General features: G+C 69.9%; 24 protein-coding genes and 1 tRNA gene. 11 read left to right on the forward strand and 14 right to left on the reverse strand.

The genetic code is table 11. From position 1 onward, the window contains the following. Window positions 1–10: 10 nt before the first annotated feature. Entirely contained in the window at window positions 11–835 is an 825-nt protein-coding gene (locus tag DT073_RS11370; RefSeq protein WP_124293490.1) for a DUF4397 domain-containing protein, read from the reverse strand. 124 nt (window positions 836–959) lie between these two features. Here DT073_RS11370 and DT073_RS11375 point away from each other — a divergent pair, with 124 nt between their 5' ends. Continuing rightward, a complete protein-coding gene (locus DT073_RS11375; protein ID WP_124293491.1) occupies window positions 960–1,628 on the forward strand; it encodes an SIMPL domain-containing protein in 669 nt (222 codons plus the stop codon). Between the two features lie 25 nt (window positions 1,629–1,653). Here the strand turns inward: DT073_RS11375 and smpB are convergent, their stop codons facing one another. The 4 genes from smpB to prfB all read right to left on the reverse strand — a co-directional run bounded on the left by smpB (window position 1,654) and on the right by prfB (window position 5,361). After that, window positions 1,654–2,130, reverse strand: a complete 477-nt coding sequence (gene smpB / locus DT073_RS11380) for an SsrA-binding protein SmpB (protein WP_124293492.1) — start codon at window positions 2,128–2,130, stop codon at window positions 1,654–1,656. A gap of 80 nt (window positions 2,131–2,210) precedes the next feature. Then, window positions 2,211–3,125 (reverse strand): permease-like cell division protein FtsX, encoded by a 915-nt coding sequence (gene ftsX / locus DT073_RS11385; RefSeq protein ID WP_124293493.1) that lies wholly within the window; start codon window positions 3,123–3,125, stop codon window positions 2,211–2,213. Beyond that, entirely contained in the window at window positions 3,122–4,183 is a 1,062-nt protein-coding gene (gene ftsE / locus DT073_RS11390) for a cell division ATP-binding protein FtsE (RefSeq protein ID WP_124293494.1), read from the reverse strand. The genes ftsX and ftsE overlap by 4 nt, the downstream gene beginning before the upstream one ends. 65 nt (window positions 4,184–4,248) lie before the next feature. After that, on the reverse strand, window positions 4,249–5,361 hold the full coding sequence (gene prfB, locus DT073_RS11395; protein ID WP_124293495.1) for a peptide chain release factor 2: 1,113 nt from the start codon (window positions 5,359–5,361) through the stop codon (window positions 4,249–4,251). A gap of 20 nt (window positions 5,362–5,381) precedes the next feature. Here prfB and DT073_RS11400 point away from each other — a divergent pair, with 20 nt between their 5' ends. Together DT073_RS11400 and DT073_RS11405 are read left to right on the forward strand one after the other, a co-directional pair. Continuing rightward, window positions 5,382–6,713, forward strand: coding sequence for an MFS transporter (locus tag DT073_RS11400; protein WP_205782932.1), 1,332 nt, complete (start codon window positions 5,382–5,384; stop codon window positions 6,711–6,713). Between the two features lie 30 nt (window positions 6,714–6,743). Further along, entirely contained in the window at window positions 6,744–7,133 is a 390-nt protein-coding gene (locus DT073_RS11405; protein ID WP_124293496.1) for a DUF1304 domain-containing protein, read from the forward strand. A 19-nt stretch (window positions 7,134–7,152) separates the two neighbouring features. Here the strand turns inward: DT073_RS11405 and DT073_RS11410 are convergent, their stop codons facing one another. The 7 genes from DT073_RS11410 to DT073_RS11440 form a co-directional block, all read right to left on the reverse strand. Then, window positions 7,153–7,587 (reverse strand): pilus assembly protein TadG-related protein, encoded by a 435-nt coding sequence (locus DT073_RS11410; protein WP_124293497.1) that lies wholly within the window; start codon window positions 7,585–7,587, stop codon window positions 7,153–7,155. Next, complete coding sequence (locus tag DT073_RS11415; protein WP_124293498.1) at window positions 7,584–8,072, reverse strand: TadE family protein; 489 nt, start codon at window positions 8,070–8,072, stop codon at window positions 7,584–7,586. The genes DT073_RS11410 and DT073_RS11415 overlap by 4 nt, the downstream gene beginning before the upstream one ends. Beyond that, complete coding sequence (locus DT073_RS11420) at window positions 8,047–8,478, reverse strand: TadE/TadG family type IV pilus assembly protein (protein WP_276310432.1); 432 nt, start codon at window positions 8,476–8,478, stop codon at window positions 8,047–8,049. Before DT073_RS11420 ends, DT073_RS11415 begins: the two co-directional genes overlap by 26 nt. A 1-nt stretch (window position 8,479) precedes the next feature. Then, window positions 8,480–8,680, reverse strand: coding sequence for a hypothetical protein (locus tag DT073_RS11425; RefSeq protein ID WP_124293499.1), 201 nt, complete (start codon window positions 8,678–8,680; stop codon window positions 8,480–8,482). A 62-nt stretch (window positions 8,681–8,742) separates the two neighbouring features. Continuing rightward, window positions 8,743–9,675, reverse strand: coding sequence for a type II secretion system F family protein (locus DT073_RS11430; protein WP_124293500.1), 933 nt, complete (start codon window positions 9,673–9,675; stop codon window positions 8,743–8,745). Then, window positions 9,672–10,538: a type II secretion system F family protein gene (locus tag DT073_RS11435; protein WP_124293501.1), complete on the reverse strand. Its 867-nt coding sequence runs from the start codon at window positions 10,536–10,538 to the stop codon at window positions 9,672–9,674. The genes DT073_RS11430 and DT073_RS11435 overlap by 4 nt, the downstream gene beginning before the upstream one ends. Further along, window positions 10,535–11,692, reverse strand: a complete 1,158-nt coding sequence (locus DT073_RS11440; protein WP_240638586.1) for a TadA family conjugal transfer-associated ATPase — start codon at window positions 11,690–11,692, stop codon at window positions 10,535–10,537. Before DT073_RS11440 ends, DT073_RS11435 begins: the two co-directional genes overlap by 4 nt. 117 nt (window positions 11,693–11,809) lie before the next feature. Here DT073_RS11440 and DT073_RS11445 point away from each other — a divergent pair, with 117 nt between their 5' ends. The 7 genes from DT073_RS11445 (at window position 11,810) to DT073_RS16075 (ending at window position 14,646) form a co-directional block, all read left to right on the forward strand. Then, the gene (locus DT073_RS11445; protein WP_124293502.1) at window positions 11,810–12,292 is read left to right on the forward strand and encodes a universal stress protein; all 483 of its coding nucleotides are present in this window, start codon (window positions 11,810–11,812) and stop codon (window positions 12,290–12,292) included. A 43-nt stretch (window positions 12,293–12,335) separates the two neighbouring features. Then, complete coding sequence (locus DT073_RS11450; protein WP_124293503.1) at window positions 12,336–12,938, forward strand: pyridoxamine 5'-phosphate oxidase family protein; 603 nt, start codon at window positions 12,336–12,338, stop codon at window positions 12,936–12,938. A 12-nt stretch (window positions 12,939–12,950) separates the two neighbouring features. Beyond that, window positions 12,951–13,220 carry a PLDc N-terminal domain-containing protein gene (locus DT073_RS11455; RefSeq protein ID WP_240638587.1) on the forward strand — a complete coding sequence of 90 codons (270 nt, stop codon included), beginning with the start codon at window positions 12,951–12,953 and terminating at the stop codon, window positions 13,218–13,220. Between the two features lie 70 nt (window positions 13,221–13,290). After that, a tRNA-Leu gene (locus DT073_RS11460) sits at window positions 13,291–13,372 on the forward strand. A 63-nt stretch (window positions 13,373–13,435) separates the two neighbouring features. Beyond that, complete coding sequence (locus DT073_RS11465; RefSeq protein ID WP_124293504.1) at window positions 13,436–14,221, forward strand: DedA family protein; 786 nt, start codon at window positions 13,436–13,438, stop codon at window positions 14,219–14,221. 55 nt (window positions 14,222–14,276) lie between these two features. After that, window positions 14,277–14,468: a hypothetical protein gene (locus tag DT073_RS16070; protein ID WP_240638588.1), complete on the forward strand. Its 192-nt coding sequence runs from the start codon at window positions 14,277–14,279 to the stop codon at window positions 14,466–14,468. Next, complete coding sequence (locus DT073_RS16075) at window positions 14,446–14,646, forward strand: carboxymuconolactone decarboxylase family protein (RefSeq protein ID WP_240638589.1); 201 nt, start codon at window positions 14,446–14,448, stop codon at window positions 14,644–14,646. Before DT073_RS16070 ends, DT073_RS16075 begins: the two co-directional genes overlap by 23 nt. Before the next feature lie 12 nt (window positions 14,647–14,658). Here DT073_RS16075 and ku read toward each other — a convergent pair whose 3' ends face one another. Beyond that, the gene (gene ku, locus DT073_RS11475; protein ID WP_124293505.1) at window positions 14,659–15,567 is read right to left on the reverse strand and encodes a non-homologous end joining protein Ku; all 909 of its coding nucleotides are present in this window, start codon (window positions 15,565–15,567) and stop codon (window positions 14,659–14,661) included. 46 nt (window positions 15,568–15,613) lie between these two features. On the opposite strand from ku, the gene DT073_RS11480 reads away from it, so the two are divergent. After that, a complete protein-coding gene (locus DT073_RS11480; RefSeq protein ID WP_124293506.1) occupies window positions 15,614–18,142 on the forward strand; it encodes an ATP-dependent DNA ligase in 2,529 nt (842 codons plus the stop codon). On the opposite strand, the gene DT073_RS11485 is transcribed toward DT073_RS11480, so the two are convergent. Next, complete coding sequence (locus tag DT073_RS11485; protein ID WP_124293507.1) at window positions 18,143–19,060, reverse strand: cation diffusion facilitator family transporter; 918 nt, start codon at window positions 19,058–19,060, stop codon at window positions 18,143–18,145. Window positions 19,061–19,144 lie beyond the last annotated feature (84 nt).

Raw genomic sequence — 19,144 nt, forward strand, 5'->3', positions numbered from 1 at the left:
TCCTCGCCGATCAGCGGCCGCTGCGGGCGCGGACGGCGACGACGGTGCCGCCGGCGACACCGAAGGCGACCAGAAGGCCGGCGGCAAGCCACGCACCCTGCACGAGCGTGTCCTGCGCAGCCAGCTGACCACCGGCACCCGACGGGACACCACCCGAGGGGCCACCGTGCAGACCGTCGATGGTCTGCACCGCGAGAGCGAGGTTGCCGGCCTCAGCCGAGCCCCACGCGTAGACAATGGTCAGCGTGCCCTCGGCGACGTTGACGTCTGCCGGGCCGATGACCGGGTCGGTGGTGCCCGCGAGAGCCACCGCGGCCGAGACGGTGCCGGCCGGGAGGTTGAGGGTGGCCTCGTTCGGGTTCGTCAGGTCCTCGACGACCGGCGAGCCACCGGCGAGGATGTCGACGGCGGGTGCCGCGGCGACGTGACGGACCGTCAGGCGACCCTCTCCCGCAGCGGTCTGCGCGGTGTCGTTGACGAACGCGTTGAGGGCGGGCTCGCCGGCCTCGTTGAGGTTGGCGGTCGCGGTGTAGTTCACGCCGGCGTCCAGCGTCACGGACGTCGACAGGATCGGCTCGCTCGCGTCTGCGGCGTCGGTCGCCGTGAGCGCGATGTCGTAGCTGTCCGCCGGAAGTGCCAGCGGACCGGCGAGGTCACCGGGCTGGAAGTCGTCGAGGGTCAATTCGCCGTTGACGTAGACGTCGACGGGGGTGTCGGGGATGCCGTGCAGCACCGAAAGCTGAGCCTCGCCGCTCGTGCTCGCGTTCGCGGGAAGGGCGAGGCCCAGTGCCGCGACGACGCCGACCGTAAGGCCGGCAACCATGGTCTTGCGCATGAAGATCCTCCTGGGGTGAGTGGCAGTGAGGGTCACCGCCTTTCATGAAGTACTTCTCGAGACCCGAGGCGTTTGGATGCACCGGCATGAGATTTTCCCGACACCGCGTCGTAGAGTCGGCCTCATGAGTGAGGTCGTGGTGACGGTGCACGGGGAGCACGAGGCTCGGGTGGCCCCTGAGGAGGCCGTGGCCACACTGGTGGTGCGCGCCGAGGGCGCAACCCGGGAACGTGTGGTCGCTGAGGTCTCCGCCTGGACCGCGCCGCTGCGCGACGAGCTCGAGTCCGCGCACGCCGAAGGACGTGTCGCGCAGTGGTCGAGCGACAGTGTGTCGGCGTGGTCGGAGCGGCCATGGAACGCCGAGGGGAAGCGGCTGGCACCCGTCTTCCACGCCACGGTGAACCTGTCGGCGACCTTCACCGATTTCGACGCCCTGTCCGCGTGGGCGAGCGAGGTCGTCGAACGCGACGGCGTGCAGTTCACGGGGGTCGACTGGCGGCTGTCCCCTCTGACGCGGGCGGCTCTGGAGCGCTCGGTCGCCGCTGAGGCGGTGACCGTCGCCGTGGAGCGCGCGACGGCCTATGCCCGCGCGCTCGGACTGTCGGATGTCACCGCCGTCGAGATCGCGGATGCCGGGATGCTGACCAATGATCGTGGCGCGCGCGGCGAGTCGATGCGTCCCCTGATGGCGCGCGCGGCGTTCGCCGGTGATGCGGGCGCTGCCGAGATCCGGCTTCAGCCCGCCGATGTCGTCGTCAGCGCCACCGTCGACGCCCGCTTCGTCGCCCGTTGACTGCGGGCGTCAGCCTGGTGGCTTCTCAGTCGCCGAGACGATTGCGGGTGCGCATCGCCCGCTCCGCCTCGCGACGGTCCTGACGCTCGCGCAGGGTCTGTCGCTTGTCGAATTCCCGTTTGCCCTTCGCCACAGCGATCTCGACCTTGGCGCGACCGTCGGAGAAGTACAGGCGCAGAGGGACGAGCGTGTACCCGCCTGCCGAGACGGCGTGCGAGAGCTTGACGATCTCGTCCTTGTGCAGGAGGAGCTTCCGCGTGCGCTTGGCGGCGTGATTGGTCCAATGTCCCTGCGAGTACTCGGGGATGTGGACGGCGTCGAGGAAGGCCTGACCGCCGTCGATGTAGGCATAGCCGTCGGTGAGGTTCGCTCGTCCCTGACGCAGCGACTTCACCTCGGTGCCGGTGAGGACCAGTCCCGCCTCGTAGGTCTTGTCGATGAGGTAGTCGTGGCGCGCGCGACGGTTCGTCGCGATGACCTTCTCACCGCGTTCGCGTGCCATGGCTGCATCCTCCTTCAGGGCCGCACAGCCGCATCCGGTTCTTCGGATCGCGCACGGCAGCCCGCCAGTCTAGCAAGCGGTCAGGTCCGCAGCCACCGGCGGATGGCGAAGCTCGCCGAGAGCGCGGCGAGGACCACGCCGATGGCGACGATCACGGGGATCACGACGGCGACGTCGCCGCCGTCGACCCACGTGGTGACGAACTGCACGCGTCCGCGGAGCTCCTCGACGCCGAAATGCAATCCCAGCACGACCGTGACGCTCGCCAGGATCGAGCCGATGAGGGCGGCGAAGACACCCTCGAGGACGAACGGGGTCTGGATGAAGCGGTTGGATGCTCCGACCATGCGCATGATGCCGAGCTCGCGACGCCGGGCGAAGGCCGACAGTCGGATCGTGGTGGCGATGAGGAGCACCGCGGCGATGAGCATCAGCCCGGCGATCCCCACCGCGATGTAGGTCGCGACGGTCAGCGCCGAGAAGAGCGGATCGAGGTACTGCAGCTGATCCTCGACGACTTCGACTCCCTCCATGCCCTGGAACGCCTCGATGATGACGTCTGAGCGGCGGTGGTCGACGAGGTTGATCCGGAAGGTCTCGTTCAGCTGATCGGGGGTGATGACGCTCGCGTAGTCCTCGCCGAGCAGGTCGATGACGTTCGCGTAGGCCTCGTCGCGGTTCTCGAAGCGCACCTCATCGATGAGCGGGGCGATCGCCGGGCTGTCCAGCTGCGTCTGCACCGCAGCGATCTGCTCGGCCGTCGCGACGCCGCCCGCACAGGTGTCCTCCTGCGTCGACACCGACGTGCACATGCTGATCGCGACCTGAGCCCGGTCGGCCCAGAAGTTCTCCATCTTGCCGATCTGCATCTGCATGAGGATCGCCGCGCCGACGAAGGTGAGTGAGACGAACGTGACGAGCACCACCGAGATGACCATCGACGCGTTCCGGCGAAGACCCGTGAACGCCTCGGCCAACACCAGACCGACCCTCATGAGGTCGGTCCGACTTCGTCGTCCCGGTCGCGACGACCGAGCCCGAGACGATCGGCGACGCCGAGCTCGGCGACTTCGACTTCGGGGATGTCCTGCACGGGCACCGGCTGCGTCTGCGGTCGCGTGATGCCGTGCGTCGCAGACCCCGGCGCGGGGGCCCGTTCCGGCTGCTGAGCCTGCGCGCCGGCCGGAATCGTCGCGGGCTCAGGAGCCGACTCGCGGGTCTCGCCTGCCCACGGTGGTGCCCCCGACTCGGTCGGGAGACTCGTCCCGGCCATCGCTGCGGCCTCGCGCTGGAGTTCGAGCACGGCCGTGAGGGCGGCGACGGCGGCGGCCCCCCGCTCGGGCTCGGGAGCGAGGCTCGGAATCGCCGAGGTGTCGCCGTACCCGCCGTGGCGTTCGTCGCGCACCATCTCGCCGTTCTTCAACTCGATCACGCGTCGCTTCATCTGGTCGACGAACCCCGCCTCGTGGGTGGCCATGACCACGGTGGTGCCGTTGGCGTTGATCCGGGCGAGCAATTGCATGATGTCCACGGAGGTGGCGGGGTCGAGATTTCCGGTGGGCTCGTCAGCGAGGAGCACCTGCGGCCGATTCGCCAGCGCCCGTGCGATCGCCACGCGCTGCTGCTCACCGCCGGAGAGTTCGTGCGGGAACCGCTTCTCCTTGCCGGCGAGGCCCACGAGCGCCAGCACCTCGGGAACCGCCTGCTGGATGAACGCACGCGACGACCCGATCACCTGGAGGGTGAACGCCACGTTCTGGAACACCGTCTTGGACGGCAGCAGCCGGAAGTCCTGGAACACCGCTCCGATGTGGCGACGGAAATAGGGGACCTTGCGGTTGGAGAGCGTGCGCACGTCGCGGCCCAGCACGACCACCCGCCCGTCGCTCGGCACGTCTTCGCGCAGGATCAGCCGGAGGCACGAGGACTTGCCCGAGCCCGACGCGCCGACGAGGAAGACGAACTCGCCGCGGAGCACCTCGAAGTCGACCTTGTTCAGGGCGGGGCGGGAGGTGCCGCGATAGTGCTTCGTGACGTTCTCGAACCTGATCATGGCGTGACGAGCCTAAGCGGCGGTGCGCCGGAGGCGCCGAGCGACACCCGGCGCGGCGTCATCCGTCAGTCGTCGTCATCTTTGCGCTTGCGCCAGCGGATGCCGGCGGCGATGAAGCCGTCGATGTCACCGTCGAACACCGGCGCGGGGTTGCCGACCTCGTGGCCGGTGCGCAGGTCTTTCACCAGCTGCTGGCCGTACAGGAAGTACGAGCGCATCTGGTCGCCCCAGCTGGCGGTGATGGTTCCCGCGAGCTCCTTCTTCTTCGCCGCCTCCTCCTCGCGCTTGAGCAGCAGCAGGCGCGTCTGGAGCACACGCATCGCGGCCGCGCGGTTCTGGATCTGCGACTTCTCGTTCTGCATCGACACGACGATGCCGGTCGGAAGGTGGGTGATGCGCACCGCCGAGTCGGTGGTGTTCACCGACTGACCGCCCGGTCCGGAAGAGCGGAAGACGTCGACCCGGATGTCACCCTCGGGGATGTCGACCTCGACGGCCTCCTCCATCACCGGGATCACCTCGACGGCGGCGAAGGAGGTCTGTCGCTTGTCGGCGGCGCCGAACGGACTGATCCTCGCGAGGCGGTGGGTGCCCGCCTCGACCGACAACGTGCCGTAGGCGTAGGGCGCATCGATCTCGAAGGTGGCCGATTTGATCCCGGCGCCCTCCGCGTAGGAGGTGTCCATGACCTTGACGGGGTACTTGTGGCGCTCGGCCCACCGCAGGTACATGCGCATCAGCATTTCGGCGAAGTCGGTGGCGTCGTCGCCGCCCGCGCCGGATCGGATCGTCACCACCGCGGAACGGTCGTCGTACTCGCCGTCGAGGAGCGTCTGCACCTCGAGCTGACCGATGACGTCCTCGAGCTCGGCGATCTCGTGACGGGCCTCCTCAGCGGAGTCTTCGTCCTCCATCTCGTTGGCGAGTTCGACGAGCACCTCAAGATCGTCGAGGCGCTGCTCGATGTCGGAGATGCGCTTGAGCTCGCTCTGGCGGTGGCTGAGGGCGCTGGTGACCTTCTGCGCCTTGTCCACGTCGTCCCAGAGGTCGGGGGCGCCGGCTTCCTCACTGAGGCGCGCGATCTCGGACTCGAGGGCGTCGACGTCGACGACGGCCTTGATGTCGGAGAACGTGGACCGGAGGGCCTTGATGTCGTCGGACGGATCGAATTCGAGCATGACACTCCAGACTAACGTGGATGACCGTGTCAGATCTCCCGCCCCGCTCCCCCGGCGCGGCGGCAGTGCTCGGCCGCTTCGCGCCGATGATCTACGGCCCGACTCTCCTCTTCGCCGTCGGGGAGGGGGCGATCCTGCCGCTCATCCCCGTGATCGCTGCGCGGCTGGGCGCCGACATCGCCTCGGCAGCACTGGTTGCCTCGGCCCTCGTCGTCGGCCAGCTGTGCGGCAACATCCCCGCGGGATACGCCGTCGCGCGCATCGGCGAACGGTTCACCATGGCGATCGCCGGTGTGCTCTCTCTACTCGGCGTGGTGGGCATGGTGTTCGCACCGGGGCTCGGGGTGTTCGCCGCATCGGTCTTCCTCATCGGCTTCTGCGCCGCAGCGTTCGGACTCGCCCGCCACTCCTTCATGACCACACGCGTGCCGCTGTCCTTCCGTGCGCGGGCGCTGTCGCTCCTGGGGGGCACCTTCCGGCTCGGGATGTTCCTGGGCCCTTTCCTGTCGGCGGGTCTTCTCGCCCTCTTCGGGGACGAGACGGCGAGCATCTGGTTCTTCGGCGCCTGCCTCGCCGCGGTCATCACGCTCGTCCTCTTCGGCCCCGATCCCGAGCAGGTCCTGATCGCCGAGCCGGATCGAAGCGAAGCCGCGCGTACGGCGTCCGGTGAGCGGGGAACCGGGAATGGTGAAAGCGACACGGGCGAGCCGGTCGCCACGGGATCGGTTCCCGTCCTCGGTCGACATCGGCCACGCGAGGGCGTCTTCCGCACGATGTGGCGCTACCGCGCGGTGCTCTCGCGGCTGGGCGTGGCCGCCGCATCCCTCTCCGCCGTCCGATCGGCCCGGCAGGTCGTGCTGCCGCTCTGGGGCGTCTCCATCGGGCTGGATGCGCAGACGATCGCCCTCGTGGTGGGAGTGTGGGGCGCCATCGATTTCGCGCTCTTCTACGCCAGCGGCCAGGTGATGGACCGGTTCGGCCGGCTGTGGGCGGCGCTGCCGGCGATGATCCTCATGGGGGCGGGCTTCCTGGCGTTGGCGCTCACCCACGACCTCGCCTCGGCCGATATGTGGTTCGCGATGTTCGGCGCCGTGCTGGGGGTCGGCAACGGACTCTCCAGCGGCATCCTCCTGACCCTCGGCGCCGACGCCGCGCCCCCCGACGATCCCGCGCCTTTCCTCGGCTCCTGGCGCACGCTGACCGATGCCGGGGGTGCACTCGCGCCCCTCGCCGTGTCGGCGATCGCGGCGGCGGCATCGCTGTCGGTCGCGGCGGCCGTGATCGGTGTCGTCGGATTCGTCGGCGCGGGAGCCTTCGCCCGGTGGGTGCCGCGGTTCGTGCCGCGCCCCTGACGGAGAAAGGGCCGGGCGTACGCTCGGAGCATGATCGTCGTCGGGCTCGTCTTCGCAGCGATCGCTGCGCTCATCCACGTCTACATCTTCGTGTCGGAGTCGCTGACCTGGACGAGCAGCCGCACCCGCAAGACCTTCGGCGTCCGCAGCCTCGAGGAGGCGCAGACGACGAGGGCGATGGCCTTCAACCAGGGGTTCTACAACCTCTTCCTCGCCGTTTCGGCTCTCCTCGGCATCGTGCTCGTCGCAGCCGGCGTCACCGCGGTCGGCGCGACGCTGGTGTTCGTGGCGACCGGGTCGATGGTTGCCGCGGGCCTCGTGCTGGTCCTGTCGAACCGGCGGATGCTTCGACCCGCCGCCATCCAGGCTGTGCCGCCGCTGATCGCGGTCGTCGCGCTCGCGATCGGGCTCGCCGTCTGACCGCGTCGGTCTGCGGCGATCATCGCAGCGCGGTCCGGCTGGTCGCCGTGGCCTCCAGCGCCACGCCGTCGGGGACGAAGAGCGTTGCGATCGGCGGGCGCCACGTGCCCGCGACCGTCACCCGGGCGGATGTTCCGTCGGGCGTGCCCGCGGCGGTGACCCGCAGATCGTCGCCCCACTGTTCGACGAGGGCGACGGCGAGTTCCCCGACGTCGTCGTCGGTCAGGAGGGCACGCGGTTGACCGGCATCGACCACCAATTCGAAACCGTCCGCGCCTGCGAGTGCCGCGGCATCAGCCGCCGCATCGACCCGCTTCTGAGCGAGGTAGAGACTCGTGGCGTCGACACACACAAGGACGACCACGAGCGCGAGGACCGCATACCCGAGGGTGAGGAGCAGCACGCTGCCGGTGTCGTCCGACGCGGCGGTGCCTCCGCGGCGTCGACGCGTCATCCGGCCTCCCAGAATCGGGAGACGCGCTGCGCGGCTGTCGCCTCCACCGGAATGACGGCGATGCGGTCCAGACCGAACACCGGCGGCACCAGCGGGAGGGCGACGGTGGTGCGCACGCCCACGAGCAGGGTCGCACCCGCCCGCGGGCAGGCACCGCCCGCCGGAGCGCACTCGAGCGAGAGGTCCAGGCGATCGGGGTCGATGCCGTACTCCCCCGCGACCGAGGCGAGGACGCGCTCGGCGCGCCGGTCGGCATCGGCGGCGTCGCTCGCACCCGCCACAGCGCGCGCCACGTGGCGGGCGCCGGCTTCCACCCCGAGCGCCTTCCCTTGGATGAGCCCGAGGGACACGACGACGTAGATGAGCGGAACGAGGAGGAGCAGTCCGACGACGATGAACTCCAGGGCGGCCGAGCCGCGGTCGTCGGGGTCGTCGGCGAGGCCGGCGGGGTCCCTCGCCTCAGTCGAACGACTCGACGGGCGCATGGGCTCTCACCTCCATCATGCCGGGAAGACCGACCAGACCGATCACGGGAAGAGGTGCCCGCACGGTGACCTCCACGGCCGGGTAGCCGAAGGAGGCCGTCTCGGTGACGACGACACCGTCGGCGTACGCGGAGCCGACGGTGCGCCGGACGATCTGCGACGTACGGTCTGCACCGTCGAGGAGCGACGTGTCGGCGAGAGCGGCGTGATAGGCGCCCTCGACAGCCGCGTCATGGATGACGTTGCGGACGTAGATGCCGAGTCCGAGTTGCAGGACGCCCAGCGTGAGCGCGGTCAGCATCACGCCGACCAGGACGAACTCCACCGGTGCGGAGCCGCGCTCGTCACCGGCATCCGCTTCCGGCGACCGGATCAGACGACCCAGGGCGCGCGCCGCCGCGAGCACCTCAGAAGCCCGAGACGCGTTCGATGGCCTGCTCGAACAGTCCCGCCAGGGCCGGACCGGCGAGGGCCCAGATCACCACGACCAATCCGGCGGTCATCAGGGTGATGAGCACCCAGCCGGGCACGTCGCCGCGGTCATCGGCGACCACGTCGCCGAACGCGGTCCGCGCGCGGGTCCAGTTTCGGCTCACGAACTGGCGCATGCCGTTCTCCTTTCGTCGGGGCCTCCGGGCCCTGTCGTGCCGGGTGCGGAGGCGGGTACGGGTCATCCGATCCCCAGCCGCAGCAGGAAGATGCCGGGGAACACGGCGAAGAGCACGCTCAGCGGCAGGATCAGGAAGACCAGCGGCACGAGCATGGCGATCTCGTTGCGCCCCGCGCGTTCGATGAGGGCACGTTTGGCGTCCTCGCGGGCATCCAGTGCCTGGGCGTGGAGCACCTGGGCCAGCGGCGCACCGCGGTCGATCGCGGCCGCGAGGTGATCGACCGCGCGTGACACCGCCGGGGAATCCACCCGCGCCGCCAGATCGGTGAGGGCGTCCGAGAGCGATGACCCGGTTCCCACCGCGACGACCGCACCGCGCAGCTCGACGGTCATATCACCGCCCGACAGGTCGCCCACGCGACGCAGCGCGTCGAGGATGCCTTCACCGGCAGACAGACACAGCGCGAGGAACTCGAGCACCGTGGGGAGTTCCTCCTCGATGCGGGCGCGTCGCTGCCGAGCGGCGCGTGAGAGCTGCAGGTCGCAGGCGAGCGCCCCGGCCGTCGCGAAGAGCGGAGGAAGAAGGACCGCCGCGGGCGATCCGCGGCCGGTGAGCATGAGCACGACGACGAGCACGGCGCCGACGGTGAGGCCGGCGAGGGCGAATCCGAGCTGGCGTCCGCGAAAGGCGGCGATGTCGATCGTCCACGCCGCCTGGCGGAGGCGCCGCTCGACCGAGGCCGAACCGGCCAGACGCGCGGCGATCGTGTTCTGCGTCCGTTGCCAGATCGCCGCCAGATCGTCACCGAAGCCCGTGGTGAGGGGCGTGGCGCCGATCGGATCGGTGATGTCGCGGATGTACGGGGCGATCCGCTGGCTGAGGGGGGCCGATCGCCAGCGCGGACCGCGAGAGAGAAGGAGCAGGATGCCGGCTCCCAGGGCGACGCCGAGCACCACCGCCAGGGACGCGTCGGTCAGGGTGAGAGTGGTCATCGCGCCCACCTCCGGGCCTCGGGGAGGCGACCGATGCGCAGCATGATGCGGAACGCGACCACCGACACCACCGCACCGCCGACGATCAGCACCATGCCCTCCGCGGTCGCATAGGCGGCAGCCCCCTCAGGACGCAGCGCCAGGAGGGCCAGGATCACCCAGGGAGCGGCGGCACCGAGGACCGCAGCCCCGCGGATCCAGGACTGGCGCGCGTCCACCTCCGCGCGAATCGCCGCGTCGGAGCGCACCGACGCCGAAAGCGCGCGAAGGACCGTGCTCAGCTCGGTGCCACCGACCTGACGGGCCATCCGCAGGGTTTCGACGACCCGATCCGCCACGGGGTCGGCGAGGTTGTTCTTGAGGGCGAGGATCGCCGAGTCGAAGTGCCCGGATGCCGCCAGATCGCGGGCGAATCCGCGGAAGTTCGGACGGAGGGCGAGCGGAGCAGACTCGGCCAGACTCGCCACCGCGTCGGGAAGCGACATGCCCGCCCGCACCGACGCGACGAGGAGGTCGCAGACATCCGGCCAGAGCGATCGCCGGTTCTTCCTCATCCGGTCGCGCCGGGCCCGCACCCACCAGTAGGGGGCGACCGCGGCCCCGGCCAAGGCCACCAGCGCGAGGGGCAGCACGGCGGTGAGGAGGAAGACCGACGCGGCGACGACGACGGCGAGCAGGACCGCGACGACGACGAGGGCGAGTGGAGTGACGCGCGCCAGCCCGGCCTCCCGCAGGAGCTGCGTCATCCGGCCGCCCACTGCCGTGGAGACGGCCGGTCGCTTCTCACCGGTGGCGGGCCAGAGCCAGGGCGACAGTGCGAGCAGGATGCCGGCGGCCAGCACGCCGCCCCAGAGGAGCGTCATCGCTCCCCCGCGCGGTAGAGGACGCGTGACTCGATGACACCGTCGCGGACACCGGTGGGTTCCACGATCTCTCCGACGCGGCGGCGCCCGTCCACCGCACGCTCGCAGTGGACGACGAGGTCCACGCCCTGGGCGACCGCGGGGACCACGAACGCCGCATCGATGTTGCGGCCGGCGAGAAGCGGCAGCGTCGAGAGCTTCACCAACGCCTCGGGCGCGGAGTTCGCGTGAATGGTCGCCGCGCCCGGCACGCCGGTGTTGAGTGCGAGGAGCAGGTCCAGCGCCTCGGCGTCGCGCACCTCACCGACGACGATGCGGTCGGGGCGCATCCGCAGAGCCTCCTTGACGAGTCTGCGCAGCGTCACCTCGCCCGTTCCCTCCAGGCTCGGCTGTCGACCCTGCATGGCCACGAGATCGGGAGCCGACACCGCCAGCTCGAATGTCTCCTCCACCGTCACGATGCGGTGCGCCCGGGGGCTCGCGGCGACCAGCGCGCCGAGCAGCGTCGTCTTGCCGGCGTGGGTGGCGCCCGACACCAGGACGCTCCGCCCCTCATCCATCGCTCGCCGGAGCAGATCCGCCGCGTGAGGCGCGAGGGAACCGACCTCGACCAGCGCGTTCAGATCGCGGTAGGCCGGGAGGAACTTCCGGATGTTGACGGCCCAGTGCCGCCGCGTGATGTCGGGGATGACCACGTGCAGGCGACTGCCGTCGGGGAGCGACGCGTCGACGAATGGCTGGCTGAGGTCGACCCTGCGGCCGGTCGCGTGCAGCATCCGCTCCACCAGGTCTCGCACCGCCGTGTCCGTGAGGTGGAGCGGAACCCGCTCGGGCACCCCTCCTCGTGCGACATACACGCGGTCAGGAGCGTTGATCCACAGCTCCTCGACCCCGGGGTCGTCGAGGTAGGCCTGCAGGGGGCCGTAGCCGGTGACCTGCGCGACGACCTCGCGGACGGCGCCGGATTCGTCATCGATGGTGGCCAGACCCCGGGCGAGGGCGTAGTCGTTGTGACGCCGAACCTCGTCGGCGGCGATCCGCGCCGCCGCATCCGGGTCCTTCGTCGGATCCGCGCTCTGCGCGCGCAGCCGATCACGAACGCGAGCCACGACGACCGTGGTCGATGCGTCGTCGAGACGGGCGGGGGAAGTCACCGGAGCATCCTTGCAAAAGCGCAGCGATCGTCGGCGGATGTTATCCACAGCCCGCTTCGACCAGCCGGTGTGACGTTGGTCCCGCCCGCTTCCGTCCTCGCCCATCAGGCTGGCGAGATGGCGACAGACCGCGAACACGACCTGATCATTGCGGCGGTCGACGGCTCACCGTCGTCGATCGAAGCCTTGCGCTACGCGTCTCGCCTGGCAGAGGCCCTCCACGCCCCCCTCGACGCCGTCATCACCTGGAGTTACCCGCCCTACAGCGACCCGGCGTTCGTCTCCGCGTGGTCGCCGAAGGACGACGCCACGACGATCCTCGACGACGCCATCCGGCGGGCCTTCGGTGAGAACCCTCCGACGCAGCTCGGGAGGCGGGTCCTCGCCGGCGCAGCCGCCCCCACACTCATCGACCTCAGCCGATCGGCCGCGATGCTCGTCCTGGGCAGTCGAGGCCTCGGCGGGTTCGCCGGTCTCCTCCTCGGCTCGGTCAGCGCCGCCTGCGCCGAGCACGCGCACTGCCCGGTCCTCGTCGTCCACCCCCGCGTCACGCCCGCCTCCGTCGACGCGGCGAACGTGCAGCAGAGTGCGCAGCGATGACCGTGTCGCGGCGAGCCTGAGGCGACGGGTGAAGGGCGGGAGCATGACCGCGGCGGAAGGGGCGCCCAATCCCTACCTGCGTCGCGCGGCGCCTGCCCCGCCGACGCCGGCTTCGCTCGGCGTGCGGGAACTGTCCGCGGACGAATGCTGGCTGCTCATCCGTCGTCAGTCACTCGGGCGGTTCGCTTTTCCTCAGCGGGAGCGGGCTCCGCTGGTGTTCCCGATGAACTACCTCGTCTTCGAAGACACCCTCATCGTCCGCTCGACACCGGGGACGAAACTGGAGAACCTGCTGCACACCTCCCTCGTCACCTTCGAGCTGGACGGTTCGGACCGGGCGCACTGGTGGAGCGTCGTCATGGAGGGGCGCGTGCGACGGATGGACGCCGACGATGAGATCGAACAGACCGGGGCTGTCGACCTGGTGTCGTGGAATCCGGTGCCGAAGTTCGATTTCCTCCGCATCACTCCCACGCTCATCACGGGGAGGAGATTCCCGAACCCGACTCCTAATCCTGCGTCGGACGGACATCGAGTGCTGTGGAAGTCACCCATCGACAACGGCCGGCTCAAGCCCTCCCCCATCCCGCATCTTCCTCCCGCTCGGCAGCGCGGGACGGGTATGGACCCTGCCACGCCGAGATGAGAGAGTGCTCCTGTGATCACACCGAGTGAACCTTCCGACCGTTCGACCGTGCTGAAGGGTGCAGCCCAAGGCGCTGCGGCGGCCACCACCGTGGCCCCCACCGTCCGCGTGACCCTCGGGCTCCTCGGCATCGTGCAGGCCGCATTCGCGTTCCTGGCATTCTGGGACCTCGCCCATCGAGACAGCCGGCAGGTCACCGGACCCAAGCCCGTATGGATACCCGTCATCCTCGTCAACTGGATCGGGCCGGCGGCCTACTTCCTCTTCGGCATCAAACGCTGATCCGACGGTCGGAGCTCTCGGGTTATCCCCATGCTCCCGTGGGAACCGCTCGCCTAGACTGATCCCACCCGCGGGAGTGGTGAAACTGGCAGACACGCAGGATTTAGGTTCCTGTGCCTCCGGGCGTGTGGGTTCAAGTCCCACCTTCCGCACGCGCATCCCGTTCGTTCTCCGGCGAGGTGCGTCCCCTGCCGCCGCGACCCGACGGGACTCACGTGTACACCGTTCCCACCGCTCTCATCCCCTGGCTCGATCCCGCCGCGATCATCGCCGCGGCCGGCCCCTGGGCCCTCGCCGTGGTCTGCTTCATCGTGTTCGCCGAGACCGGCCTCCTGGTGGGGTTCCTTCTCCCGGGTGACACGCTGCTGATCATGGCGGGCCTGCTCTCGCATCCCTCCGAGGTGGCCCCCAACGGCGTCTTCGGCATCAGCGCCTGGTGGGTGGCGCTCCTGATCGGACTCGCCGCGTTCGTCGGCGGTGAAGTCGGTTATCTCATCGGGCACAAGGGCGGTCCCGCGGTGTTCGAACGAAAGGAATCCGGCGTCTTCAGCCGACGCAACGTCGAGCGCACCAACGCGTTCTTCGAGCGGTGGGGCGGACTCACGATCATCCTGGCCCGCTTCGTGCCGATCGTCCGCACCTTCGCACCCGTGGCGGCCGGCGTCGGCCACATGCCGTGGCACCGCTACACCCTGTACAACTTCATCGGAGCGGTCATCTGGGGCTTCGGTCTGACGATGATCGGCTACGGCATCGGATTCATCCCCGGTGTCGGACAGTTCGTGACCGACTACATCGACGTCATCCTGCTCGTGGCGGTCGGCGGCACGGTGATCTTCATCGTCTGGCACTACCTCGCCGAGCGCCGCAAGGCGAAGAAGGCCGCGGCGGCGGGCGAGGACACCGACACCGACGCCGTCGAGGCACGCCAGCTCGTGCTCGACCCCGACGTCTTCCAGCGCGGGCCCGAGCACCGCCCAGGCACGACTCCCGAGGTCTGAGAGCCGCCCGGCGACCGCTCTTCCGGGAGCGGGGCGCCGGGCGTACCCTCGGCGCATGTCCGTCATCCGCACGTCCGCCGAGGCCGTGGTCGAAGGCGCCGCCGCCACGCTGTACGCGGACGATCGCGAGAGTCTCGGCTCCGTGACGCCCCATACCAGGGTCACCGCCCTCAACCCCGAGGCCGTCGCACTTCGCCGAGAGGCTGAGCGGGGATTCTGCGTCCATGACGCCGGAGGATGCCGCTGAGCTGCAGCGGCTCGGGTTCAGCGATCGCGAGATCGTCGACATCGCCTTCGCCGCCGCGGCGCGAAACTTCTACAGCCGGTCGCTGCACGCCCTCGGCGTCGAGCCCGACATCCCGCCCACCCTTCCCGCGTCGCTGCGAGATGCGCTGCTGGAGGGGATGCGCACGCGCGAAGCGTGACGGCGCGCGGCGCTACGACGCTTTGGCGGTCTTCTTCCGAGGGGCCTTCTTCTTCGCGGGCCCCTTCGACGCGCCCGATGCGGCCGAGCCGCTCGCCGTGCCGGACTCGGCGTCATCCTTCTTCCCCGACCGTGCCGCACGCGAGCGCTCCACGCTCGCGCGCAGCGCCTCCATCAGGTCGATGACCTCACCGCCGCCCTCACCCTCATCCTCGGTGCCGAACGTCTCGGCCGTGTCGATCGCGTCGCCCTGTTCGATTTTGGCCTTGATGAGGGTGCGCAGCTCCTCCTGATAGTCGTCGGTGAACTCGGTCGGGTCGAAGTCGCTTGCGAAGCTGTCCACAAGGGCGGCCGACAGCTCGAGCTCTTTGCCCGAGATCTTCACGTCCTCCTCCAGCGACGGGAACGTCGCCTCGCGCACCTCGTCCGACCACAGCAGCGTCTGCAGCACGAGCACGTCTCCGCGCACGCGCAGCGCGGCGAGCCGGGTCTTCTGCCGCAGCGAGAACCGCACGATCGCGGTGCGATCGGTCTGCTCCAGCGTTCGACGCAGCAGCACGTACGCCTTCGGCGAGGCGGAGTCGGGCTCGAGGTAGTACGCCTTGTCGAACAGCAGCGGGTCGACCTGGTCGCTCGGCACGAACTCGACGACGTCGATCTCTCGGCTCTTCTCGGCGGGCAGCGCGTCGAAGTCGTCCTTGGTGAGGATGACGGTCTGCTGTCCGTCGTCGTAGGCCCGGTCGATGTCGCTGTAGGGCACGACCTCGCCGTCGATCTCGCACACGCGCTGGTAGCGGATGCGTCCGCCGTCTTTGTTGTGCACCTGATGGAGGGACACGTCGTGATCCTCCGTGGCCGAATACACCTTGACCGGCACGTTGACCAGCCCGAACGTCAGCGCGCCCTTCCAGATCGACCTCATCACACCAGTGAACACCTGTCACACCGCTCACGGCTACCCTTGCCCCATGCCCGGCGATGAGCAACTGGTCCGCATCGGCGGCCGCCGGCTGCGCCTGACGAACCTCGACAAGGTGCTCTATCCCGAGACGGGCACCACCAAGGGCGAGGTCATCGCGTACTACACCCGCATCGCACCCGTCCTGCTCCCCCACGTGGCCGGGAGGCCGGTGACCCGGAAGCGCTGGCCGGAGGGCGTGGGAACCGACGCGCACCCCGAGATGTCGTTCTTCGCGAAAGACCTCGAGCCCGGGGCCCCCGAGTGGGTGCCCCGAATGCCCATTCCCCACTCCAGCGGCACCAAGGAGTACCCGCTCGTCGAGGACCTCCCCACCCTGGTCTACCTCGCGCAGGTCGCCAGCCTCGAGCTGCACGTGCCGCAGTGGCGCTTCACGGTCGACGGCGAGCGCGGCGACGCAGACCGTCTGGTTCTCGACCTCGACCCCGGTCCCGGTGCCGGCCTCGCCGAGTGCGCGGAGGTGGCGCGATGGGCCCGCGACATCCTCTCCCCGATGGGGCTCGAACCCTATCCGGTGACAAGCGGCAGCAAGGGACTGCAGCTCTACTGCGCCCTCCCCCCCGGCCAGACGAGCGACGGCGCGTCGCGCCTCGCCCGCGAACTCGCCCGATCGATCGAAGCCGATCACCCCGACCTCGTGGTCAGCAGCATGAAGAAGGCCGTCCGCGACGGGCGGGTGCTGATCGACTGGAGTCAGAACAACGGTTCGAAGACGACCATCGCGCCCTATTCCCTGCGTGGTCGACCCCGGCCGACGGTGGCGACGCCGCGCACGTGGGCCGAGCTGGACGATCCGCAGCTGCGTCATCTCCGATTCGACGAGGTCCTCGACCGGGTCGAAGAGATCGGCGACCCCCTCGCCGCGCTCGATCGCGACGCCGCGCCGGGCACCCGCGACGGCGGGGTCGCGCCGCTCACCGCCTATATCGCCAAGCGCACCGCCGGCGCCACTCCTGAGCCCGTGCCCTCGGCGCCGGCCGCGCATCGGACGACTCCCGACGGGCTCCCGACATTCGTGGTCCAGGAGCATCACGCCTCGCGCCTGCACTGGGATCTGCGCCTCGAACGCGACGGCGTGCTGGTGAGCTGGGCGGTGCCCCGCGGCATCCCGCACTCGACCGCCCGCAACACCCTCGCGGTCATGACCGAGGATCACCCCATGGAGTACGCGACCTTCGAGGGCACCATCCCCGCCGGCCAGTACGGGGCCGGCACCATGACGATCTGGGACACCGGCCACTACGAACTCGAGAAGTGGCGCGATGACGAGATCATCTTCACCGCCGAGGGCCGCCCCGGCGGTCCGCTCGGTCGGGTGCGGCTCGCCCTGATCCGCACGGAGGGTCAGGGCGAGAAGTCCTCCTGGCTCCTCCATCGCATGAAGACGGATGCCGCGGGGAGGCCCCAAGCCGATGCGAAGCCGGTCACGGCATCGCCCCCCACGGCCTCCTCGCCCCCCGCCGAGCCGGAGCATGAGCCCGATGCGAGCGAGCCCGACCTCGACGCCCTCCTCGCCGCTGCGCCCGACGCAGCGTGGCCGCCCCGCGCACGCGACCTCGCCCCCATGCTCTCGACGTCGGCCACCCCGGTCCGCGCACGCTCCGACGCCCTGCGCTGGGGCTCTCCGGCGTGGGCGGAGGCAAAGTGGGACGGCATCCGCGCGATCGGCGTCTGGGACGGTCGCCGCCTACGACTCTGGGCCCGCAGCGGCAACGAGCTGACAGCGCGCTACCCCGAGATCAGCGGGGTGGACGCCGCCCTCGGCGAGAGTCCGGCGATCGTCGACGGCGAGCTCGTCGCTCTCGATCACGGCCGTCCGAGCTTCCCCCTCCTCCAGACCCGGATGAACCTTTTGCGCGAGGGGGACATCGCGCGCGAGGCGGCCCGCACCCCCGTGCACTACTACCTGTTCGACGTGCTCGTCGTCGAGGGGAAGGATGTCTCCGCGCTGCCTCTGCGGCAGCGGCGAGCGATGCTGGAGCGACTGGCCGCGTCATCCATTCCGGCCATCGTGACGCCGCCGGTGTTCGAGGATGTCGACATCGCCCTCCAGACCAGCCGACAGCTCCGGCTCGAGGGCGTCGTGGTCAAGGACCCGGCGTCGCCCTACCGGCGCGGGGCGCGGTCGGAGTCATGGCTGAAGGTCAAGCTGACCCGCACCCAGGAGGTCGTCATCGCGGGGATCCGGCCAGGTCAGGGCGGCCGGGCCCACACCTTCGGTTCACTCCTCCTCGGCATCCCGGGCGACGAAGGTCTGCGCTACGCGGGGCGTGTGGGAACGGGCTTCACCGATCGGGAGCTCCGAGCTCTCCAGGAACGGCTGACCCCCCTCGCCGCGGATCGGAACCCTCTCGTGGGCGTCCCCGCCGCCGACACCCGAGGGGTGCAGTGGGTTCGTCCCGAGCTGGTGGGCGAGGTCGAGTTCGGCGAGTTCACCCCGACGGGCATCCTGCGTCACTCGCGCTGGCGAGGACTTCGTCCCGACAAGCATGCCGACGAGGTCGTCCGCGAGGACTGATCAGGCGTGGGCGTCGTGCTCGATATGCCCGGCGCCTTCGACCTGGAAAGTCGAGTGGGCGACGTCGAAGTGCTCGGAGAGGCAGCCCTGCAGATCGCGGAGCACGGCGTCGGACCGGCCCGCCGTGATGACGTCCGACGACACGACCACGTGCGCGCTGAAGACCGGCGCACCGCGGGTGAGCTGCCACACATGGACGTCGTGCACGTCGACGACGCCTGGTGTGCCGAGGATGTGGGCGCGGATGTCGCGGACCTCCATACCCCGCGGGGCGGCTTCACTGAGAACCGAGGCGACCTCGCGGAGGAGCGTGACCGCCCGCGGCACGATCATCGCCGCGATCGCGAGGGACGCGAGGGCATCGGCCGGTGCCCAGCCGGTCACGAGGATCACGACCGCGGCGATGATCACCGCGATCGAGCCCAGGAGGTCGCCGAGCACCTCGAGGTAGGCACCGCGGATGTTGAGGTTCGTCTTCTGCGCGACGCTCAGCAGCCACATGGCGGCGCCGTTGGCGACGAGACCGATCACCGCGACGACGAGCATCACGCCACCTGCGACCTCGACCTCGGCGGGCGCGATCAGGCGTGAGACGGCCTCGATGCCGACCCACGCCGCAAGGACGATGAGGATCACGCCGTTGGCGAGGGCCCCGAACACCTCGGCACGCTGATAGCCGTAGGTGCGTCGGTCGGTGGCAGGGCGGGCCGCGACGACGGCGGCGAAAAGAGCGATGACCAGGCCCGCCGCGTCGGTGAACATGTGCGCCGCGTCGGCGATGAGGGCGAGCGATCCGGAGAGGATCGCCCCGACCACCTGCACCACCATGACGGTGGCGGTGATCCCGAGCGAGATCGCCAGGAGCCGGCGGCTGGAGGCGCTTCGCCAGCCGCCGGCGGGCTCGGGATGGTTGTGCACCCCTCCAGGCTAGATCTGAGGGAGGTTCCGAGTGAGCCGGGCGCGCCTGTCGGGAATGAGAGTCCTTTTCAGCCGCTGCCGACC

It is taken from the genome of Microbacterium sp. ABRD28, from assembly GCF_003850245.1.
In the GTDB taxonomy this organism is placed as follows: domain Bacteria; phylum Actinomycetota; class Actinomycetes; order Actinomycetales; family Microbacteriaceae; genus Microbacterium.